Below are 15,583 nucleotides of genomic sequence, written 5' to 3'. Positions count from 1 at the left end.
AGACCATGGCCATCATGCAGTTTCGCGAGGCCATCCGGGCCGCGATGATCGAAGAAATGGAGCGCGACGAGCGCGTCTTTCTCATCGGCGAAGAGGTCGGACAGTACGACGGGGCCTACAAGGTGAGCGAGGGTATGCTCAAGCGCTTCGGCCCCAAGCGGGTGATCGATACCCCGATCAGCGAAGCCGGCTTTGCCGGACTGGGCATCGGCGCCGCAATGAACGGCCTGCGCCCGATCGTGGAATTCATGACGTTCAACTTTTCCTTTGTGGCCTTCGACCAGCTCGTCAACAATGCGGCCAAGATCCGCTACATGTCGGGCGGTCAGTTCAAGATCCCGATCGTTTTCCGAGGACCCAACGGCGCGGCCGGTCAGCTGGCGGCCACGCACAGCACCTCGGTCGAGTCGATCTACTCCTACTTCCCGGGCCTGAAGGTCGTCGCTCCTTCGAATCCGGACGACGCCAAGGGGCTGCTCAAGTCGGCCATCCGGGACGACGACCCGGTGATCTTCCTGGAAAGCGAGCTGATGTACAGCATGCGGGGGGAGGTCAACGAGGATCCGGAATATCTCATCCCGCTCGGAAAGGCCCGTATCGCCCGGGAAGGCGAGGACGTGACGATCGTGGCGCACTCGAAGAGCTACTGGATCGCCCTGGAGGTGGCCGATCGGCTGGCCGAAGAAGGCTACAGCGCCGAGGTGATCGATCCGCGGACGATCCGACCCTTCGACTTCGACACGGTTGTGCAGTCCATCAAAAAGACGAACCGCTGCGTGATCATCGACGAAAGCAATCCGTTTGCCAGCGTCTCGTCGGAAGTGGCCTTCCAGATTCAGCAGCGGGCCTTCGACTACCTGGACGCGCCTGTGCTGCGCGTGACGGCTAAAGACACACCGGCGCCGTATGCGAAGAACCTGATCGAGTACTACATGCCCAGTGTCGACGCGGCCTACGAGGCCTGCAAGAAGGTCATGTACGTGGACTGATTCCCCCGAAACCATCAAAGCAATAAGCGACCATGGCAATTCCCATTGAAATGCCCAAGATGAGCGACACGATGGAGGAGGGGGTGCTGGTGGCATGGCTGGTGGAAGAAGGGCAGCGCGTGTCGGCCGGGGACGTGATCGCTCAGGTGGAAACGGATAAAGCAACAATGGACCTCGAAGTGTACGACGACGGGGTCTTGCTGAAGAAAGTGGTCAAAGAGGGCGAGTCGGTCCCCATCGGCGGGCTGATCGCTGTGCTGGGGGAGGAAGGCGAGGATATTTCGGAGATTCTGGAACGCTATAGCGGCAAAAAGGAGGCGCCCGCGAAGGCGGAGCCGACGGCGGAGGCTGCCCCGGCCGAATCGGCGCCACAGGCCGAGCAGCCGGCGCGTGCAGGAGATGGCGCTCCGGCTCCCGCGGTGACGGCCGGCGATGGCGCCGAGACACGCATCAAGGCCTCGCCGCTGGCCCGCAAACTGGCCAGGGAGTACGGACTGGACCTGCGCACCATTCAGGGGACGGGTCCGGAGGGACGCATTGTGCGCCGTGACATCGAGGCAGCGCTGGCCCGTCAGCGTCCGCCCGTCGAGGTGGCCGCACCGGCGCCCGAAGCCGCGCCCGCACCGGCTCCGGCCCCGACGCCCACGCCGGCGCCCGAGCTGCCCTACGAGTCGGTGCCCATTACGCCCATGCGCCGTACGATTGCGCGGCGTCTGGCGCAGAGCAAGTTCACGGCGCCGCACTTCTATCTGACCGTCGACGTGGACGTCGAGAAAGCCGTTGCCTTCCGCCAGCAGCTCAACGAGCTGGCCGAAGCGCAGGGGCGGCCCAAGATCTCCTTCAACGACCTGATCACGAAGGCCTGCGCGCTGGCGCTGCGCCAGCATCCCGAGATCAATGCCTCCTACCTGGAGCAGGAAGGCGAAATCCGGCGCTGGAAAGAGATCCACATCGGGATCGCCGTGGCGCTGGAGGACGGGCTGGTGACGCCGGTCATCCGCAACGCCGACCAGAAGGGGCTGGGCCAGATCGCCGAGGAGACGCGCGCGCTAGCCGAAAAAGCACGCCAGCGCAAACTGCAACCCCAGGAAATGGAAGGGGCGACCTTCACCACGAGCAACCTGGGGATGTACGGGATCGAGGAGTTCACGGCCATCATCAACCCGCCGAACGCCTGCATCCTGGCCATCGGCGCCATCCGCGATGTGCCCGTGGTGAAGAACGGCATGATCGTGCCCGGTAAGCGGATGCGGCTGACGCTCTCGTGCGACCACCGGATCGTCGACGGCGCTACGGGCGCCCGTTTCCTCAAGACCGTTCAGCAGTACCTGGAAGAGCCGCTGAACCTGCTGCTGTAGTCGGGCACCTGCAGCCATAGCCATGCGTTCAGGGCAGGCGGTTCACCGGACCGCCTGTCTGTTTTTCTGGTCATGGTGATTGCGCATCTTTCTGATCTACACTTCGGACGGCTGGCCTCCGGGGCCGTCGTCGAGGATCTGCTGGCGGAAGTGCGTCGCCAGGCGCCGGATCTGGTGGTCATCAGCGGTGACCTGACGCAACGTGCGCGTCCACGCCAGTTCCGGGCTGCCCGGGCGTTTCTGGAGGCGCTGCCCGCGACAACGCTGGTGGTGCCCGGCAACCACGATGTCTACCCCTGGTGGCGGCCGCTGAGCCGACTGGTGCGGCCGCTGGCCCGCTATCGGCGGTACATCACCACCGATTTACGGCCGTCGTTCGTCAACGATGAGGTGGCCGTGCTGGGCCTGAATACGGCGTACGGCGCCACCGTTAAAGGTGGCCGTCTTACCGCCGAAGATTTAGCCTACCTGCAGGCATTCTTTGCCACGGTGCCGCCCTCGGCCGTGCGCATGCTGGTGATTCACCACCACCTGGTGCAACTGCAGGCGGTGGGACCGCACGACGTGGCGCGGGGCGCCCGCCGGGCGCTGGAAGTGATCGCCCGTGCCGGGATCGAATTCATCCTGTGCGGGCACCTGCACGTGGCCCACGTGGAGCCGGTCGTGGTGCAGCCCGACGGCCACCGCGTGGTCATCGTCAGTGCCGGAACGGCCACAAGCAGCCGGGGACGTGGTCCCCATCGCGAGAAGAACTTCTACAACATCATTCGCATCGAAAAAGAAACAGTGCAGGTTGAAGAGCACTGCTATGAAGCGGCCACCCACCGTTTTATTGATTTTCGACAACACCGTTTTTCCAGAAAAACACTTCCCCGTAAATGCAGCCGTGCTTAAATTTGAGCAAGCAGAGAGGTTGGGGAATTGCGCCGAAGATAACGCCAGGGGATGCGCCGTTGGCGCATGTTTGCTGAGCCAACAGTTTTTGTCAACCGAGCCGAACTTTTCGGACACTATCTGTAAAGCATGCATGAAAGACTCCGATGGCGCGTAGCCCGGATCTTGCACGCGGTAGTCCCGGAGGGGAATCGCTCTCGATGCCGTTGGACCCGAAAGACTTCATTGCCTATGTACAGGAACGGTTAGCCTGGCTTCAGCGGGAGGTTGAGCGCCTGATCGAGGAAAACGAACGGCTTCGAGAAGAAAATCGGCGGCTTCGAGAAGAGGTAACGCTGTATCGGCTGTTTCAGGAGCTTCAACCTTCCGCCGAAGAGGGGCTGCCGGAACTGTCGGCCGAGGTGCTTCAGCAGGCCATGGCCTTCCTGGCACAGTTACCCGACGAGCTGAGCTTTGCCGAGTTTTTCGATCGGGCCGAACAGGCCGGAATCGAAAGCCAGGTGGCCCGCGACTACCTGCTCATTTTTCTACGGGAAGATCTGCTGCGTCAGCGTGGCGGTCGGTTGATCAAAACGCCCCGGGCTACACGCCCTTCTGCACAATAGAGCTGCAGCTTGTTGATGGGTGCGTAAAATGAAAAGGGGCGGTGTAAGAACCGCCCCTTTTTGTACTTTTTGTATTCACGGGCGCTTCCATTGCTCGCGGAGCTTGCGACGCTGCTCGCGCACCTGACGCTCAACGGAGTCCAGCGCGCGGAGCAGCGACTCCTCTACGGTCGGAGCTACTTCGGTTGCCACGACATTCTCGGGTTTGTGGTAGACGACCACCCGTGCCCGGTAAGCATGGGGCGTATGGGTATGCTCGACCCGCTGGATGGCGACCGACACGCCCGTAATGTCGTGGTGTTTTTTCGCCAGCTTCTGAATGCGCTGCTCGACCTTGGCCTTCAGCGCGTCGGTCAGCTCGTGATTTTCGCTGTAGTACTCAAAGGCGATTTCCGGGATCTCCATAGAGGCTCTCTCGGCTGGTGATTGAACTACGACAAAGATACGGACGCTGCGGGATACAGCGCCTGGTACTTTTTGCGTATATACGTCAGCCAGGGTTCCGCATCGAGCGGATGGCCCGTGGCCTGCTCAAGCAGGACCGGCGCCTTCCAGGCGCGGCCGTGCCGGTGGATTTGCGTGCGCAACCAGGTAAGAATCGGGCGAAAATCTCCCTGTTGCATGAAGGCTGCTACGTCCGGGATCTCCTGCTCGATGGCCCGCCAGAGCTGGGCCGACATCAGGTTCCCTAAAGTATAGGTCGGAAAGTACCCGAAAGCTCCCTGCGACCAGTGAATATCCTGCAACACCCCTTCGCGAAGCGTCTCCGGCCGTAGCCCGAGGTAGCGTTGCATGCCCTCGTCCCAGGCGGCCGGAAGATCCTGCACCGAAAGATTCCCCTCGATCAGGGCGACTTCCAGTTCGAAGCGAAGCAGGATGTGCAGGTTGTAGGTGACCTCGTCGGCCTCGACGCGGATGAGCGAGGGCTGCACGCGGTTGATGGCCCGGTAGAAGGCATCCAGCGGCACGTCGTCGAGCACGCCCGGAAAATACTCCCGAAGCCGGGGATAGAAATACTCCCAGAAAGGCAGACTCCGGCCGATCAGGTTTTCCCAGAGACGTGATTGTGATTCGTGCAGGCCCAGCGAGGCGCCGTCGGCCAGCGGCGTGCGCTCAAGTACGGGATCGATCCCCTGCTCGTAGAGTCCGTGTCCGGCCTCGTGCAGCGTGGCGAACAGCCCGCTGGCGAAGTCGTGCGGATCGATGCGGGTGGTCAGCCGCACGTCCGCAATGGCAATCCCGGTGCTGAACGGGTGGACCGAGGCGTCCAGCCGCCCGCGCTGCAGATCGAAGCCAATGGCTTCCAGCACCATGCGGTTCAGGGCCCACTGGCGCTCGGGCTCGACGTAGCGGTGGAGGAAGGCCGCTTCGGGTTGGGGTTGGTCGGCAAGCGCCCGAACGAGCGGGACCAGCTCGGCGCGCAACTGCTCGAAAAGGACGCGCACCGCCTCGGTGGTCATGCCCGGCTCGTACTGGTCCAGCAGGGCGTCGTAGGGATGTTTTTCGTACCCCAGCGCCTCGGCCTTTTCCCGGTTGAGCGCCAGCAGCCGCTCCAGATAGGGCGCAAACACCGCGTAATGATTCTCCTGGCGGGCCTGCTTCCAGGCCTCGCGGGCCTCCGACTCGGTGCGGGCCAGCGCGGCCACCAGCTCGGGCGGTACCCGTCGCGCTTTGTCGTAATCCTCGCGCACGACCTCGACAAGCCGTACGGCCAGGTGCTCCGGAGGAAGCTCACGCACGGAGGCCGCGGCCGCTTCCAGCAGCTCGCCCGTCCGCTCTGCGATGAACCACTCGTGGGCCAGGCGATGCAACGTGCCGAGCTGCTCGGCCCGCACGGCGGTTGCTCCGGCGGGCATGTAGGTCTCCTGATCCCATTCCAGCAGGGCGGCCGCCGCCCGGAGGTCCATCATGCGCGCCAGGTGCGCACGCAGCTCGGCCAGCGCCGGATGGATCGCAAAGGGGCTTGTTTTATCCATCGTTTTTATGTATTGTCTGATAAATTGTAACCTGTAAACGAAACGCCATGAACGTCCTGCTGCTTACGCTGAGCCTGTTGTTTGCGGCCCCACAAGATACGACCGTCAGCGACTCGACGCTGCTGGCGCTCTGTGAAGGTTTGCGCGTGGCCGACGTGGTCGATGCCATGGACGTGGTCGGCCTGCGCAATGTGGGGCTGGTCGATACGCGCATTCAGCCGCTCTGGCGCGATCTGGAGGATTTTCGACACCGTTTCTGCGGGATTGCGCTGACAGTTCGCTACGTGCCGACCAACAAAATCGTCCCGAATCCGATCCCCGAGGAAGCATTCGACGCCTGGAGCGGCCGCTGGTACAACGAACTGTCGCCCGAGCCGTTCGTGGACCTGATCCGGCCCGGTACGGTGATCGTCATCGACGCCAGCGGCAACGGCGATACGGGCTCGATCGGTTCCTACAACTCGCTGCTCTGGTATGCCCGGGGCGCCCGTGGCATTGTGACTACCGGAAGCGTGCGCGACACCGATGAGATCATCAAGCAGCAGATCCCGCTCTACATGGACCCGCTGCAGCGCGGACGCGGCATTCGTCCGGGACGCAACGAACTGGAATCGGTCAACCGGCCCGTCGAGATCGGCGGGGCGCTGGTGCGTCCCGGCGACGTGATCGTGGCCGACGGCGATGGCGTGGTGGTCGTCCCTCGCGAACATGCCGCACGGGTGTTCCGGCTGGCCCGGCGCGTGCTGGAAGCCGACAAACAGGGGCGTCGCCAACTCTACGAGCAGCTCGGATTGCCGCTGGATAAAACCGTACAGCAGTAGGGCTGCTTGAAGAAATGTTAAGGTTGGCGTCGGCGGCCGTTGGATGGGATCCTGCGGCTTGACGCGGCGTGAAATGGCTCGCTAACTTACTTGCGCCTTACGAGCCAACGTAGCTCAGCTGGTAGAGCGGCTCACTCGTAATGAGCAGGTCGCCGGTTCGAGTCCGGCCGTTGGCTCTCAAACCCCGGCTTCGTGCCGGGGTTTTTTGTTGGATTTCTGTTCGAAGCGCACCGTGTTGCTCAGGTCTGCGCACCAGCGGGACGACGCTGCTTCTGCAAAGCCTGTCCGTTCATGCACAAGCTGAGGCTTTTCCCGTCCGCGCGTGGCGCCCTCTTTCAAATCTGGGCTCAGGGATCTTGACAATGTGTGTTTTGTTTGTTATATAACAATAAAGTTAATTAACCAATCTGTTAAGAATTATGAAGCGGCGCGAGGTGACCGACCGCACGTGCGTGCGGGTGGCCGTCGATCCGGAGAAGCTGGCCCGATTGCGCGAAGAGGCGCTCAGGAATGATCACCTGGTGGCACTGGCGGCCTTCATGCAGGCGGCCGGCAACGAGACGCGGCTGCGCATGCTCTACGTGTTGCACCGGACCGGGGAGCTGTGCGTGTGCGACCTGGCCGACATTTTCGAGATCTCGCAGCCGGCCGTCTCGCGGCACCTGAAAATCCTGCGCGAAAAGGCGCTCGTCGAAGCGCGGCGGGAGGCGCAGACGATCTACTACCGGGTCTGCACGGCCAATCCGTTTGCCCGACTGCTTGTGCGACTGTTCGACGAGCTGGAGCTGGACCGCATTCAGTTGAACCTCAACCTGAAGGAGGAAGCGCAATGAGCACGAACAGGACGGAAAAGCCGGACTGAATTGCCCGTTCGAGCCTGCTGGCGGCCATAGGTGCGGGCGTGCTGGCTTCGGTCTGTTGCGTTGGCCCGCTGGCGGCTGTGGCCGTCGGTGTGGGGGGTGCCTGGGTGAGCCGGCTTTCGGCGCTGGAGCCCTACCGGCCGTTTTTTGTGGCGCTGGCGCTGGGAGCTCTGGGACTGGCCTGGTACCGGGAAGCGCGACGTGTTCGGGAACCCGACTGCGACTGCGAGACCGGCTTGCGCCCGAAGATGCGCCGGTTGCTGCTGGGACTGGGCACGGTGCTGGTGCTGGGGCTGCTGGCCGCGCCGTCGCTGATCGGACGCACGCATCCGACCGCGATGGCGCAGCAGGTCCGTAGCGAGCCGGTGCAGGAGGTGGTGCTGGAGGTGCAGGGGATGACATGCGAGGCGTGCAGTCAGGCCGTGGTCTATGCGCTGCGTCGCCTGGAAGGCGTGCAGGCAGCCGAGGTAACGCTGGAGCCGCCGGAGGCGCGCGTGCGCTTCGACGCGGAGAAGGTTTCGGTGGCGCAGCTTATTGAGGCCATTCGCGGCGCCGGATTCGATGCAAAACTGAAAAATGGAGTATGATTATGAAAAAGATCCTGGAACTGCGTATCGGGGGAATGACCTGCGCGCATTGCGCGCGCACGATCGAACAGGCGCTCATGCGGGTGCCCGGTGTGGAGCGCGCGCAGGTGCCCGGCTGGCAGAGCGGCCGGGCTGTAGTAACCTGGGAAGGCGACGCTGTCGATGCCGAAGCGCTCAAGAAGGCTGTCGCACAGGCCGGCCACGGATACCGACTGGAGGCCTGGGAGGTAGTGCGTGAAATCGGCGGCGAAACGCCGGCAGGAGACGGTTTGGATCGGGTCGATTACGATCTGCTGATCATCGGCGGTGGCTCGGCGGCGTTTGCGGCGGCGTTGCGGGCGCGGGAGCTGGGCTTCCGGAGCTTGATCGTCAACGACGGCCTGCCGCCGGGCGGCACGTGCGTGAACGTTGGCTGTGTGCCCTCGAAGGCGCTCATTCGGGCGGCCGAAGCCCACCACCGGGCGGCGCATCATCCCTTTGCAGGGATTCGTTCCACCAGTCGGGTGGAGGATTTCGGCGCCGTAATCGGCCAGGTGCAGGCGCTGACCGACGAACTGCGTCAGCACAAGTACCTGGATCTCATCGACGGTCAGCAGATCGTCTTTCGCGAAGGGCGAGCGCGGCTGGCCGGTCCGACTGCCATTCAGGTGGGCGACGAAACGATCACGGGTCGGGCCGTGCTGATCGCGACAGGTTCGCGCACGGCACTGCCGCCCGTGCCGGGTCTGGCCGACGGCCCTTATCTCACCAACGAAACACTCTATCGGCTATCTGTGCTACCCGAGCACCTGATCGTACTGGGCAGCGGCTACATCGGACTGGAAAACGCTCAGGCCTTTGCCCGGCTGGGCAGCCGAGTGACGGTGCTGGAGCTATTGTCGCAGATCCTGCCACAGGAAGACGCCGACGTGGCTGAGGCGCTCACAACGTACCTGCAGGCGGAGGGAATCGACGTTCAGACCGAGGCGCGTGTCGTGGAGGTAGCCTGGCAGGAGGGCAGCGTGGTGGTCACATATGAACGAGATGGCGCGACGCATCGGCTGGAGGGCTCGCATTTGCTGGTGGCGACCGGCCGCCGGGGCAACACGGACGATCTGGGCCTGGAGGCACTGGGCATAGCCGCCGACCGCCAGGGTTTTCTGCAGGTGGACGAAACGCTGCGGACGGCGGTGCCGACCGTGCTGGGGGCCGGCGACGTGATCGGCAATCCGCCGTTCGTGTACACGGCCGCCTACGAAGGCCAGCTGGCCGCCGAAAATGCCCTGATGAATCGGCACGAGATGCGAGACTACAGCGCGCTACCCTGGGTGGTATTCACCGATCCCCAGGTGGCCGGGGTGGGCCTGAGCGAGCGCGAGGCGCAGGCAGCCGGCGTGGATTATGAAACTTCGGTACTACCGCTTTCGGAGGTGCCGCGGGCGCTGGTGGGCCGCGATACGCGCGGGTTCATCAAGCTGCTGCGCGATCCGGTGACAGACCGGCTGCTGGGCGCGCGGATCGTGGCGCCCGAAGGCGGCGAACTGGTCATGGAGCTGTCGCTGGCGCTGCGCTACGAGATCCCGGTCTCGGAGCTGGCCCGCCGGTTTCATCCCTATCTGACCTGGTCCGAGGCCGTCAAACTGGCCGCGCTGGGCTTTACCAAGGATGTGCGCCAGCTCAGCTGCTGTGCTGTGTGAAACTCGGGTAAACAACAGGTCAGCCGGAATCACGCGGGCGCTCGGGCGTTTATCGACGGACGGCTGCTAACCGAACGCGTTGCCGTGAACCTGCTCGCTTCGCCCGAACGCCGCTACACGCTGGCCGGGGTGCTGCTGGCGCTGTTTCTGGGCGCACTGGACCAGACCATCGTGGCGACGGCCCTCCCGCGCATCGTGGCCGACCTGCAGGGACTGGACCGCTACGCCTGGATCGTTACGATCTACCTGCTCACGTTCACCGTCGCGACCCCTATCTACGGCAAACTGGCCGATCTCTACAGCCGTAAAGCTATCGAACTGGCGGCCATCGGCATTTTCCTGGGCGGCTCGTTTCTGTGCGGGCTGGCCGGAGAGTTCGGGCCGCTGCCGCTTCTGGGCGACGGGATGAATCAGCTCATCGTCTTTCGGGCACTGCAGGGACTGGGCGGCGGCGGACTGTTTTCGCTGGCCTTCATCATCATCGCCGATCTGTTTCCTCCGGCCGAACGCGGACGCTACCAGGGCTTCGTGGGGGCCGTCTTTGCGCTGGCGAGCGTGCTGGGCCCGTTCATCGGGGGCGTGCTGACCGACCATGGTGACGTGCTGGTGCCGGGCATCGAAGGCTGGCGCTGGGTCTTTTACGTGAACCTTCCGTTCGGCCTGCTCGCGCTTGGCTTCATCTGGAGCAAGATGCCGACGCTTCAGCCGCCGGCTACGCATCGCGTGCTGGACTGGAACTCGACGGTGCTGTTTTCCGGGGCGCTGGCCGCGCTCGTACTGGCCCTGCAACTCGACAAACAGGCGCATCCCTGGGACGCGCCGGAGACCATCGGCCTGTTCGTGCTGGCCGCGCTGCTTCTGGTGCTGTTCGTGCGGCAGGCCCGGCGCTCGCCTTCGCCAATCTTGGACCTGGAGCTGTTCCGCGAGCGCGTCTTCACGACTTCGGTCATTGCGCTGTTTCTGATGGGCGCGGCCTTTCTGAACATCGTGCTGTTCGCGCCGCTATTTCTGATCAACGTGGCCGGCGTTTCGGCCACGGTGGCCGGGCTCAGCATGATCCCTTTCTCGCTGGGCGTGGCCACGGGTTCGACCGTCTCCGGTCAGCTGGTCTCGCGCTTCGGACACTACCGGCGCTTCATGCTGGGCGGTGAGCTGCTCGTGCTGGTGGCCGTGGGGCTGCTGACGACGCTCACACCGGAGACGCCGCCCGGGCTTGTGGCGCTCTACCTGGCGCTGTGCGGGCTGGGACTGGGACCGACCATGCCGCTGTTTCCGCTGGCCATTCAGAACGCCGTGGACGTGCGCAGGCTGGGACAGGCCACCAGCGCGGCCATGCTTGCCCGTCAGATCGGCGGGGTGGTGGGAACGGCCGTCATGGGTACCGTGCTGGCCGCTTCGCTGGCGGCGTATGTGCCGCAGGAGGCGACTGCACAGCTCGGATTTCAGGAAGGGCAGCGGGGTGGGCTGGAGGCCGTTCAGGCCCGGTTCGATTCGCTGGCCGTGCAGATCGAAACCGCGCTGGCATCCCACGACGACGGCCGGCTGGCGCGGACGCTTCAGGCTGCACCGCTGCCGCCTACCGTGAAGGCACGTCTGCAGGAGGCGGCCCGCCGCGAAGCTTCGACCGAGGCCCTGCAGGCGCTGATTCAGCGGGAGATCGGCCAGGCTCGGGAGCAGGTGCTCCAGCAGTTGCGTCGGGCGTTCGCCGAAGCCATCGGCCGCATCTATCGCTACGTGCTGGCGCTGGTTGTGGCCGGACTGATCGCCACCTGGTTCGTACCCGAGCTCCCCCTCAGGCGCTCGTATGCATAGAGCCCGCGCAGGCACCGCCGTACTTTTTTATCCTATCTGTAGCAATTGCGTCGTTGACCTGCTTTCGGGTTGCGCGTAAGATCATTGAAAGCCTGTGGTGAAAAACATAAAGCGCAACCGCCATGCAGATCACCCGTGTTTATACCGGCCCGGATGGGCGGGCCGTTTTCGGCCGATGGGAACTGAAGCTTCGGGATGCCGGTGCCGATGGATTGCTTTCCAAGCGCTGGTCGGCCGGGCATATTCAATTCCTGGAAGCGCCGGCCGGGCATGCGCACGACTGGCGTACGGTGGGCACCCGGCAGTTACTGGTGGTGCTGGAAGGGGAGATCGACGTGATCGTACCCGATCAGGCCCCCCGGCGCTTCGGTCCGGGCGAAGCCGTCCTTTTCGAGGATACGTCAGGAAGCGGACACCGTCTGCATATTCCGGGCACGACGGCCTGCCGGGCTCTCCTGGTAACGCTGCCCGCCGATGAACCGCTGGACGAAGTGCAGGAGGCCGGCGAGGAGTCGTTCCCGGCCAGCGACCCGCCGTCCTGGACCGGCACGACCGCCACTTGAGCCTGCTGTTACTTGTCTGTTGCAACAAGTGTGCGATCCGGCCGGTTCTAACCGGAAAGGAGAGCCACTTCCGGAGCGACCATGGGCGTGCACGGAATTCATCACGTGACGGCAATCTGCGGTCCGGCTCAGGAGAACCTTGATTTCTACGTCGGGGTGCTGGGGCTGCGACTGGTGAAGCGGTCGGTCAATCAGGACGATCCCACCACCTATCATCTGTTCTATGCGGACGGGGCCGGGACGCCAGGTACCGACCTGACGTTCTTCCCGTGGCCGGACCTGCCGCCCGCTCGTGAGGGGACGGGACGCGTGATGACGGTGGCGTTCGCCGTGCACCCCGAGAGTCTGGATTACTGGCAGCAGCGCCTGACCCGCTATGGGGTGGCCTTCGAGCCGACCACCTCGCCCTTTGGGGAGGCGGTGTTGCGCTTTCAGGATCCACACGGGCTCCGGCTGGCGCTGGTGGCGACCGAGCAGGAGCGGCCGTTCGTGCCCTGGGACGACAGTCCGGTGCCGCCCGCGCATCAACTGCGGGGCTTTCACTCGGTGCAGCTCTGGGAGCGGGAGCTGGCGCCCACCGAGCAGGTGCTGACCGAACACCTGGGCTTCCGGCGCCTTGCAGCAGAAGGAGTCTGGTATCGCTACGCCGTCGAGGAAGGTGCGCCGGGGCAGCTGGTGGACGTGCAGGTGCTGCCCGGCGCCATGTCGGGGCGTGATGGGCGAGGCGGTGTGCATCACGTGGCCTGGCGCACGCGCGACGTAGCCGAGGAGGACGGGTTACGGCGGGCGCTGGCCGAGGCCGGTCTTCGGCCGACCGGGCTGATCGACCGGTTCTGGTTCACCTCGGTTTATTTCCGGGAGCCGGGTGGTGTGCTCTTCGAGCTGGCCACCGACGGACCCGGTTTTGCCCGCGACGAGGAGCCGGCCCACCTGGGCGAAAAGCTGGTGCTGCCGCCCTGGCTGGAGCCGCACCGGGCCGACATCGAAGCGGCGCTGCCGCCACTTCGGGTGCCCGAACCGGCGGCGTGGACCTGATCAGGCGCGGTAGCGGACTTCGCGGGCCATGCCGCTTTCGAGGTGGTAGAGGTTGTGGCAGTGGAAGAACCAGCGTCCGGGGTTGTCGGCCACAAAGTCGAACACGACACGTCCTATATGCGGCGGCACCAGCACGGTATCTTTCAGGGCATCGCCCACGCGGAAGAAGTGGCCGTGCAGGTGCATCGGGTGCAGCATCATGCTGTGGTTGACCATGCGGAAGCGCACGCGCTCGCCCCGGGCGATTTCCAGCGGCTCAGCGTCCGGATAGGCCTGGCCGTTGATTGTCCAGCGCGGGTCCATCATCATGCCGCCTGAAAGCAGCAGATCGAAGGAGCGATCCGGCCGCTGTGCCGGTAGCATTTCGAGGCATTTCAGATCGCTGTAGTCGAGCGGACGGCCGCGGAGTGTTTCGGGCAGGCCGAAGAGCAGGCCGCGTGCCCGGCTTTCCCGGTAGTGGAGCACGGCCCGGGCCGGCGGGTGCGTGCCCTCGACCGGAACGGCCACAATGGCCCAGCGACCGGGGTTGTCGGCTTCGATGATTACGTCGTAGCGTTCGCCCATTCCGATGAGCAGGTTGTCGACGCGGACGGGTTCGACCGGGCGGCCATCGGCATGGGTGACGAGCATCGCATGGCCGTCGATGGCAAAGCGAAAGGTGCTGGCCCCGGAGGGATTCAGCAGGCGGAGGCGCACCCGCTCGCCACGCCGCACTTCGAAGACCGGAGCCGCCTCGGGCAGGCGGCCGTTGATGAGTGAACCGGCGTACGGGGGCACCTGCACACCCATCATGCCGCCCATCATCCCGCGTCCCATCATGCCCCGGCCCCGCATACCGGGCGTCGCAGCGGTGAGCGGCCGGGGTTCACCCGGTAGGAAGTCGTCCAGCACCAGCGTGTACTCCCGGTCGTAGGAGACATGGGGAGTCGTTTCTTCGATAATTAAAGCGCCGAGCAGACCGCGATCGAGCTGCAGGCCCACGTGGCTGTGGTAAAGATAGCTACCGGAGGGAGCGGCCACGAACGTATAGGTGAACGTCTGGCCCGGCGCGATGGGGTCCTGCGTCAGACCGGGCACGCCGTCCATGGCATTGGGGACCGGCACGCCGTGCCAGTGGATGGTAGTCCCTTCAGGCAGGTGGTTCTCGACCACGACCTGCAGCTGTTCGCCCTCGCGCACCCGAAGCTCCGGCCCGGGGAAGGCGCCGTTGTAGCCCCAGGTGCGGTAGACGTGCCCCGGTGCGACCTCGACTTCGATCTCCTCCGCTCGAAGTCGAACGGTGCGGGTGGGACCGGTCGGCGTATCTCGGCGTAGCGAGGGCGCGATGGTGGCGGCGTCGGCCGGCTCCCGACGGCACCCGGCCGTCCATAGACCGGGCACCGCCAGGGCAGCCGTCGTGCCCAGCAACGCGCGTAGAAACGTGCGGCGGTCGGGCATAGCAGGGCCAGGTCAGGGATTTCCAGGGATGGCAATCCAGAAGGGACCGTTGCCCGGCTCCAGATAGCGGTCTACGGTAAGCGTAGTCAGATCGAGGATGGCCACGCGGTTCTGGGGCACCAGGGCCACGTAGGCGGTTCGACCGTCCCGGCTGGCCCGCACTCCATGGGGGCCGATGCCTACTTCAATCTGCTTGACCACCTCCAGTTTTCGGGCATCAATGACCGTGACAACCTGGCCGGCAATGCCGGTGACCAGCACATACCGTCCGTCCGGGGTAGCATCGACGCCATGGTGTGGCGGAGCCAGGGGGATCCGGCGGATGATGCGACGTGTCGGCAGGTCGATCACGGTCAGGTCCCGGCTGCCGATGTTCGAAACGTACAGCCGACGGCCGTCGGGGGAAAGGTCGACGTTGTGGGGCGCACGTCCGGCCGGCAGGCGATCGATCACGGTGCGCCGTACCACATCTACCACGGCAACGCTGCTGTCGCCCTGTAGCGTCACATACAACAGACTGTCGTCGGGAGAAAAGACACTGTTGTGTGGGGTGGGGCCCACCCGGATGGTGTCTACCACCGTCAGGGTGGCCAGGTCAATCAGTGACAATGTCCCATCTCCCTCGTTTGCGACCGCCGCCCACCGGCCGGCGTGATCGATTTTGACCCCCTTGGGTGTCCGGCCGACCGGGATCCGGGCCAGCAGACGTCCCTCGCGGGCGTCAAAGGCATAAACCCGGTTTTCTCGGCTGCTGGTGGCCAGTACAAGACGGCCTTCCGGATCGACCGTGAGGTAGGTCATCTGCTCCCCGGCCGGCCAGACAGCATGTTGTGGTAGTACGGCCACGCCCTGCTGGGCCGAGAGCGTAACAAATACCTGATTGTCGGCAACCGGTGGGGTTTCGGTACACCCGGCCAGCAGGCCGAGTGTCAGCAGGATCGACCCCATGAGGAGAAACCGCATGTTTTTT

General features: G+C 64.5%; 15 protein-coding genes and 1 tRNA gene. 12 read left to right on the top strand and 4 right to left on the bottom strand.

Translation table 11 applies throughout. The annotated features are described in order from the left end of the window. Positions 1 to 5: 5 nt before the first annotated feature. The 4 genes from GYH26_RS07805 to GYH26_RS07790 all read left to right on the top strand — a co-directional run bounded on the left by GYH26_RS07805 (position 6) and on the right by GYH26_RS07790 (position 3,846). Positions 6 to 989 (top strand): pyruvate dehydrogenase complex E1 component subunit beta, encoded by a 984-nt coding sequence (locus tag GYH26_RS07805; RefSeq protein ID WP_161541173.1) that lies wholly within the window; start codon positions 6 to 8, stop codon positions 987 to 989. Positions 990 to 1,021: 32 nt separating this feature from the next. Continuing rightward, positions 1,022 to 2,347, top strand: coding sequence for a pyruvate dehydrogenase complex dihydrolipoamide acetyltransferase (locus tag GYH26_RS07800; protein ID WP_161541172.1), 1,326 nt, complete (start codon positions 1,022 to 1,024; stop codon positions 2,345 to 2,347). 72 nt (positions 2,348 to 2,419) lie between these two features. Continuing rightward, a complete protein-coding gene (locus tag GYH26_RS07795) occupies positions 2,420 to 3,241 on the top strand; it encodes a metallophosphoesterase family protein (RefSeq protein WP_161541171.1) in 822 nt (273 codons plus the stop codon). A 146-nt stretch (positions 3,242 to 3,387) separates the two neighbouring features. Beyond that, complete coding sequence (locus GYH26_RS07790) at positions 3,388 to 3,846, top strand: hypothetical protein (RefSeq protein WP_161541170.1); 459 nt, start codon at positions 3,388 to 3,390, stop codon at positions 3,844 to 3,846. A gap of 75 nt (positions 3,847 to 3,921) precedes the next feature. On the opposite strand, the gene GYH26_RS07785 is transcribed toward GYH26_RS07790, so the two are convergent. Then, positions 3,922 to 4,251 (bottom strand): HPF/RaiA family ribosome-associated protein, encoded by a 330-nt coding sequence (locus GYH26_RS07785; protein WP_012843893.1) that lies wholly within the window; start codon positions 4,249 to 4,251, stop codon positions 3,922 to 3,924. Positions 4,252 to 4,277: 26 nt separating this feature from the next. Further along, complete coding sequence (locus GYH26_RS07780) at positions 4,278 to 5,822, bottom strand: carboxypeptidase M32 (protein WP_161541169.1); 1,545 nt, start codon at positions 5,820 to 5,822, stop codon at positions 4,278 to 4,280. 47 nt (positions 5,823 to 5,869) lie between these two features. On the opposite strand from GYH26_RS07780, the gene GYH26_RS07775 reads away from it, so the two are divergent. From GYH26_RS07775 to GYH26_RS07740, 8 genes are all read left to right on the top strand, one after another. Further along, a complete protein-coding gene (locus GYH26_RS07775) occupies positions 5,870 to 6,643 on the top strand; it encodes an RraA family protein (protein WP_054684314.1) in 774 nt (257 codons plus the stop codon). A 103-nt stretch (positions 6,644 to 6,746) separates the two neighbouring features. Beyond that, positions 6,747 to 6,819, top strand: a tRNA-Thr gene (locus GYH26_RS07770). A 243-nt stretch (positions 6,820 to 7,062) separates the two neighbouring features. Continuing rightward, positions 7,063 to 7,476, top strand: coding sequence for an ArsR/SmtB family transcription factor (locus GYH26_RS07765; protein WP_161541168.1), 414 nt, complete (start codon positions 7,063 to 7,065; stop codon positions 7,474 to 7,476). 29 nt (positions 7,477 to 7,505) lie between these two features. Further along, positions 7,506 to 8,090, top strand: coding sequence for a mercuric transporter MerT family protein (locus GYH26_RS07760; RefSeq protein WP_431768144.1), 585 nt, complete (start codon positions 7,506 to 7,508; stop codon positions 8,088 to 8,090). A gap of 2 nt (positions 8,091 to 8,092) precedes the next feature. Further along, entirely contained in the window at positions 8,093 to 9,766 is a 1,674-nt protein-coding gene (gene merA / locus GYH26_RS07755; RefSeq protein ID WP_161541167.1) for a mercury(II) reductase, read from the top strand. Positions 9,767 to 9,850: 84 nt separating this feature from the next. Next, positions 9,851 to 11,578, top strand: coding sequence for an MDR family MFS transporter (locus GYH26_RS07750; RefSeq protein WP_161541166.1), 1,728 nt, complete (start codon positions 9,851 to 9,853; stop codon positions 11,576 to 11,578). A gap of 122 nt (positions 11,579 to 11,700) precedes the next feature. Next, entirely contained in the window at positions 11,701 to 12,141 is a 441-nt protein-coding gene (locus GYH26_RS07745; protein WP_161541165.1) for a cupin domain-containing protein, read from the top strand. A gap of 81 nt (positions 12,142 to 12,222) precedes the next feature. Then, the gene (locus GYH26_RS07740) at positions 12,223 to 13,176 is read left to right on the top strand and encodes a ring-cleaving dioxygenase (RefSeq protein ID WP_161541164.1); all 954 of its coding nucleotides are present in this window, start codon (positions 12,223 to 12,225) and stop codon (positions 13,174 to 13,176) included. On the opposite strand, the gene GYH26_RS07735 is transcribed toward GYH26_RS07740, so the two are convergent. Both GYH26_RS07735 and GYH26_RS07730 read right to left on the bottom strand, forming a co-directional pair. Further along, a complete protein-coding gene (locus tag GYH26_RS07735) occupies positions 13,177 to 14,613 on the bottom strand; it encodes a multicopper oxidase family protein (RefSeq protein WP_161541163.1) in 1,437 nt (478 codons plus the stop codon). 12 nt (positions 14,614 to 14,625) lie between these two features. Beyond that, the gene (locus tag GYH26_RS07730; protein ID WP_161541162.1) at positions 14,626 to 15,576 is read right to left on the bottom strand and encodes a cytochrome D1 domain-containing protein; all 951 of its coding nucleotides are present in this window, start codon (positions 15,574 to 15,576) and stop codon (positions 14,626 to 14,628) included. Positions 15,577 to 15,583 lie beyond the last annotated feature (7 nt).

This window comes from Rhodothermus marinus (assembly GCF_009936275.1).
Lineage (GTDB): Bacteria > Bacteroidota > Rhodothermia > Rhodothermales > Rhodothermaceae > Rhodothermus > Rhodothermus marinus_A.
This window is presented reverse-complemented; position numbering and strand designations above follow the sequence as displayed.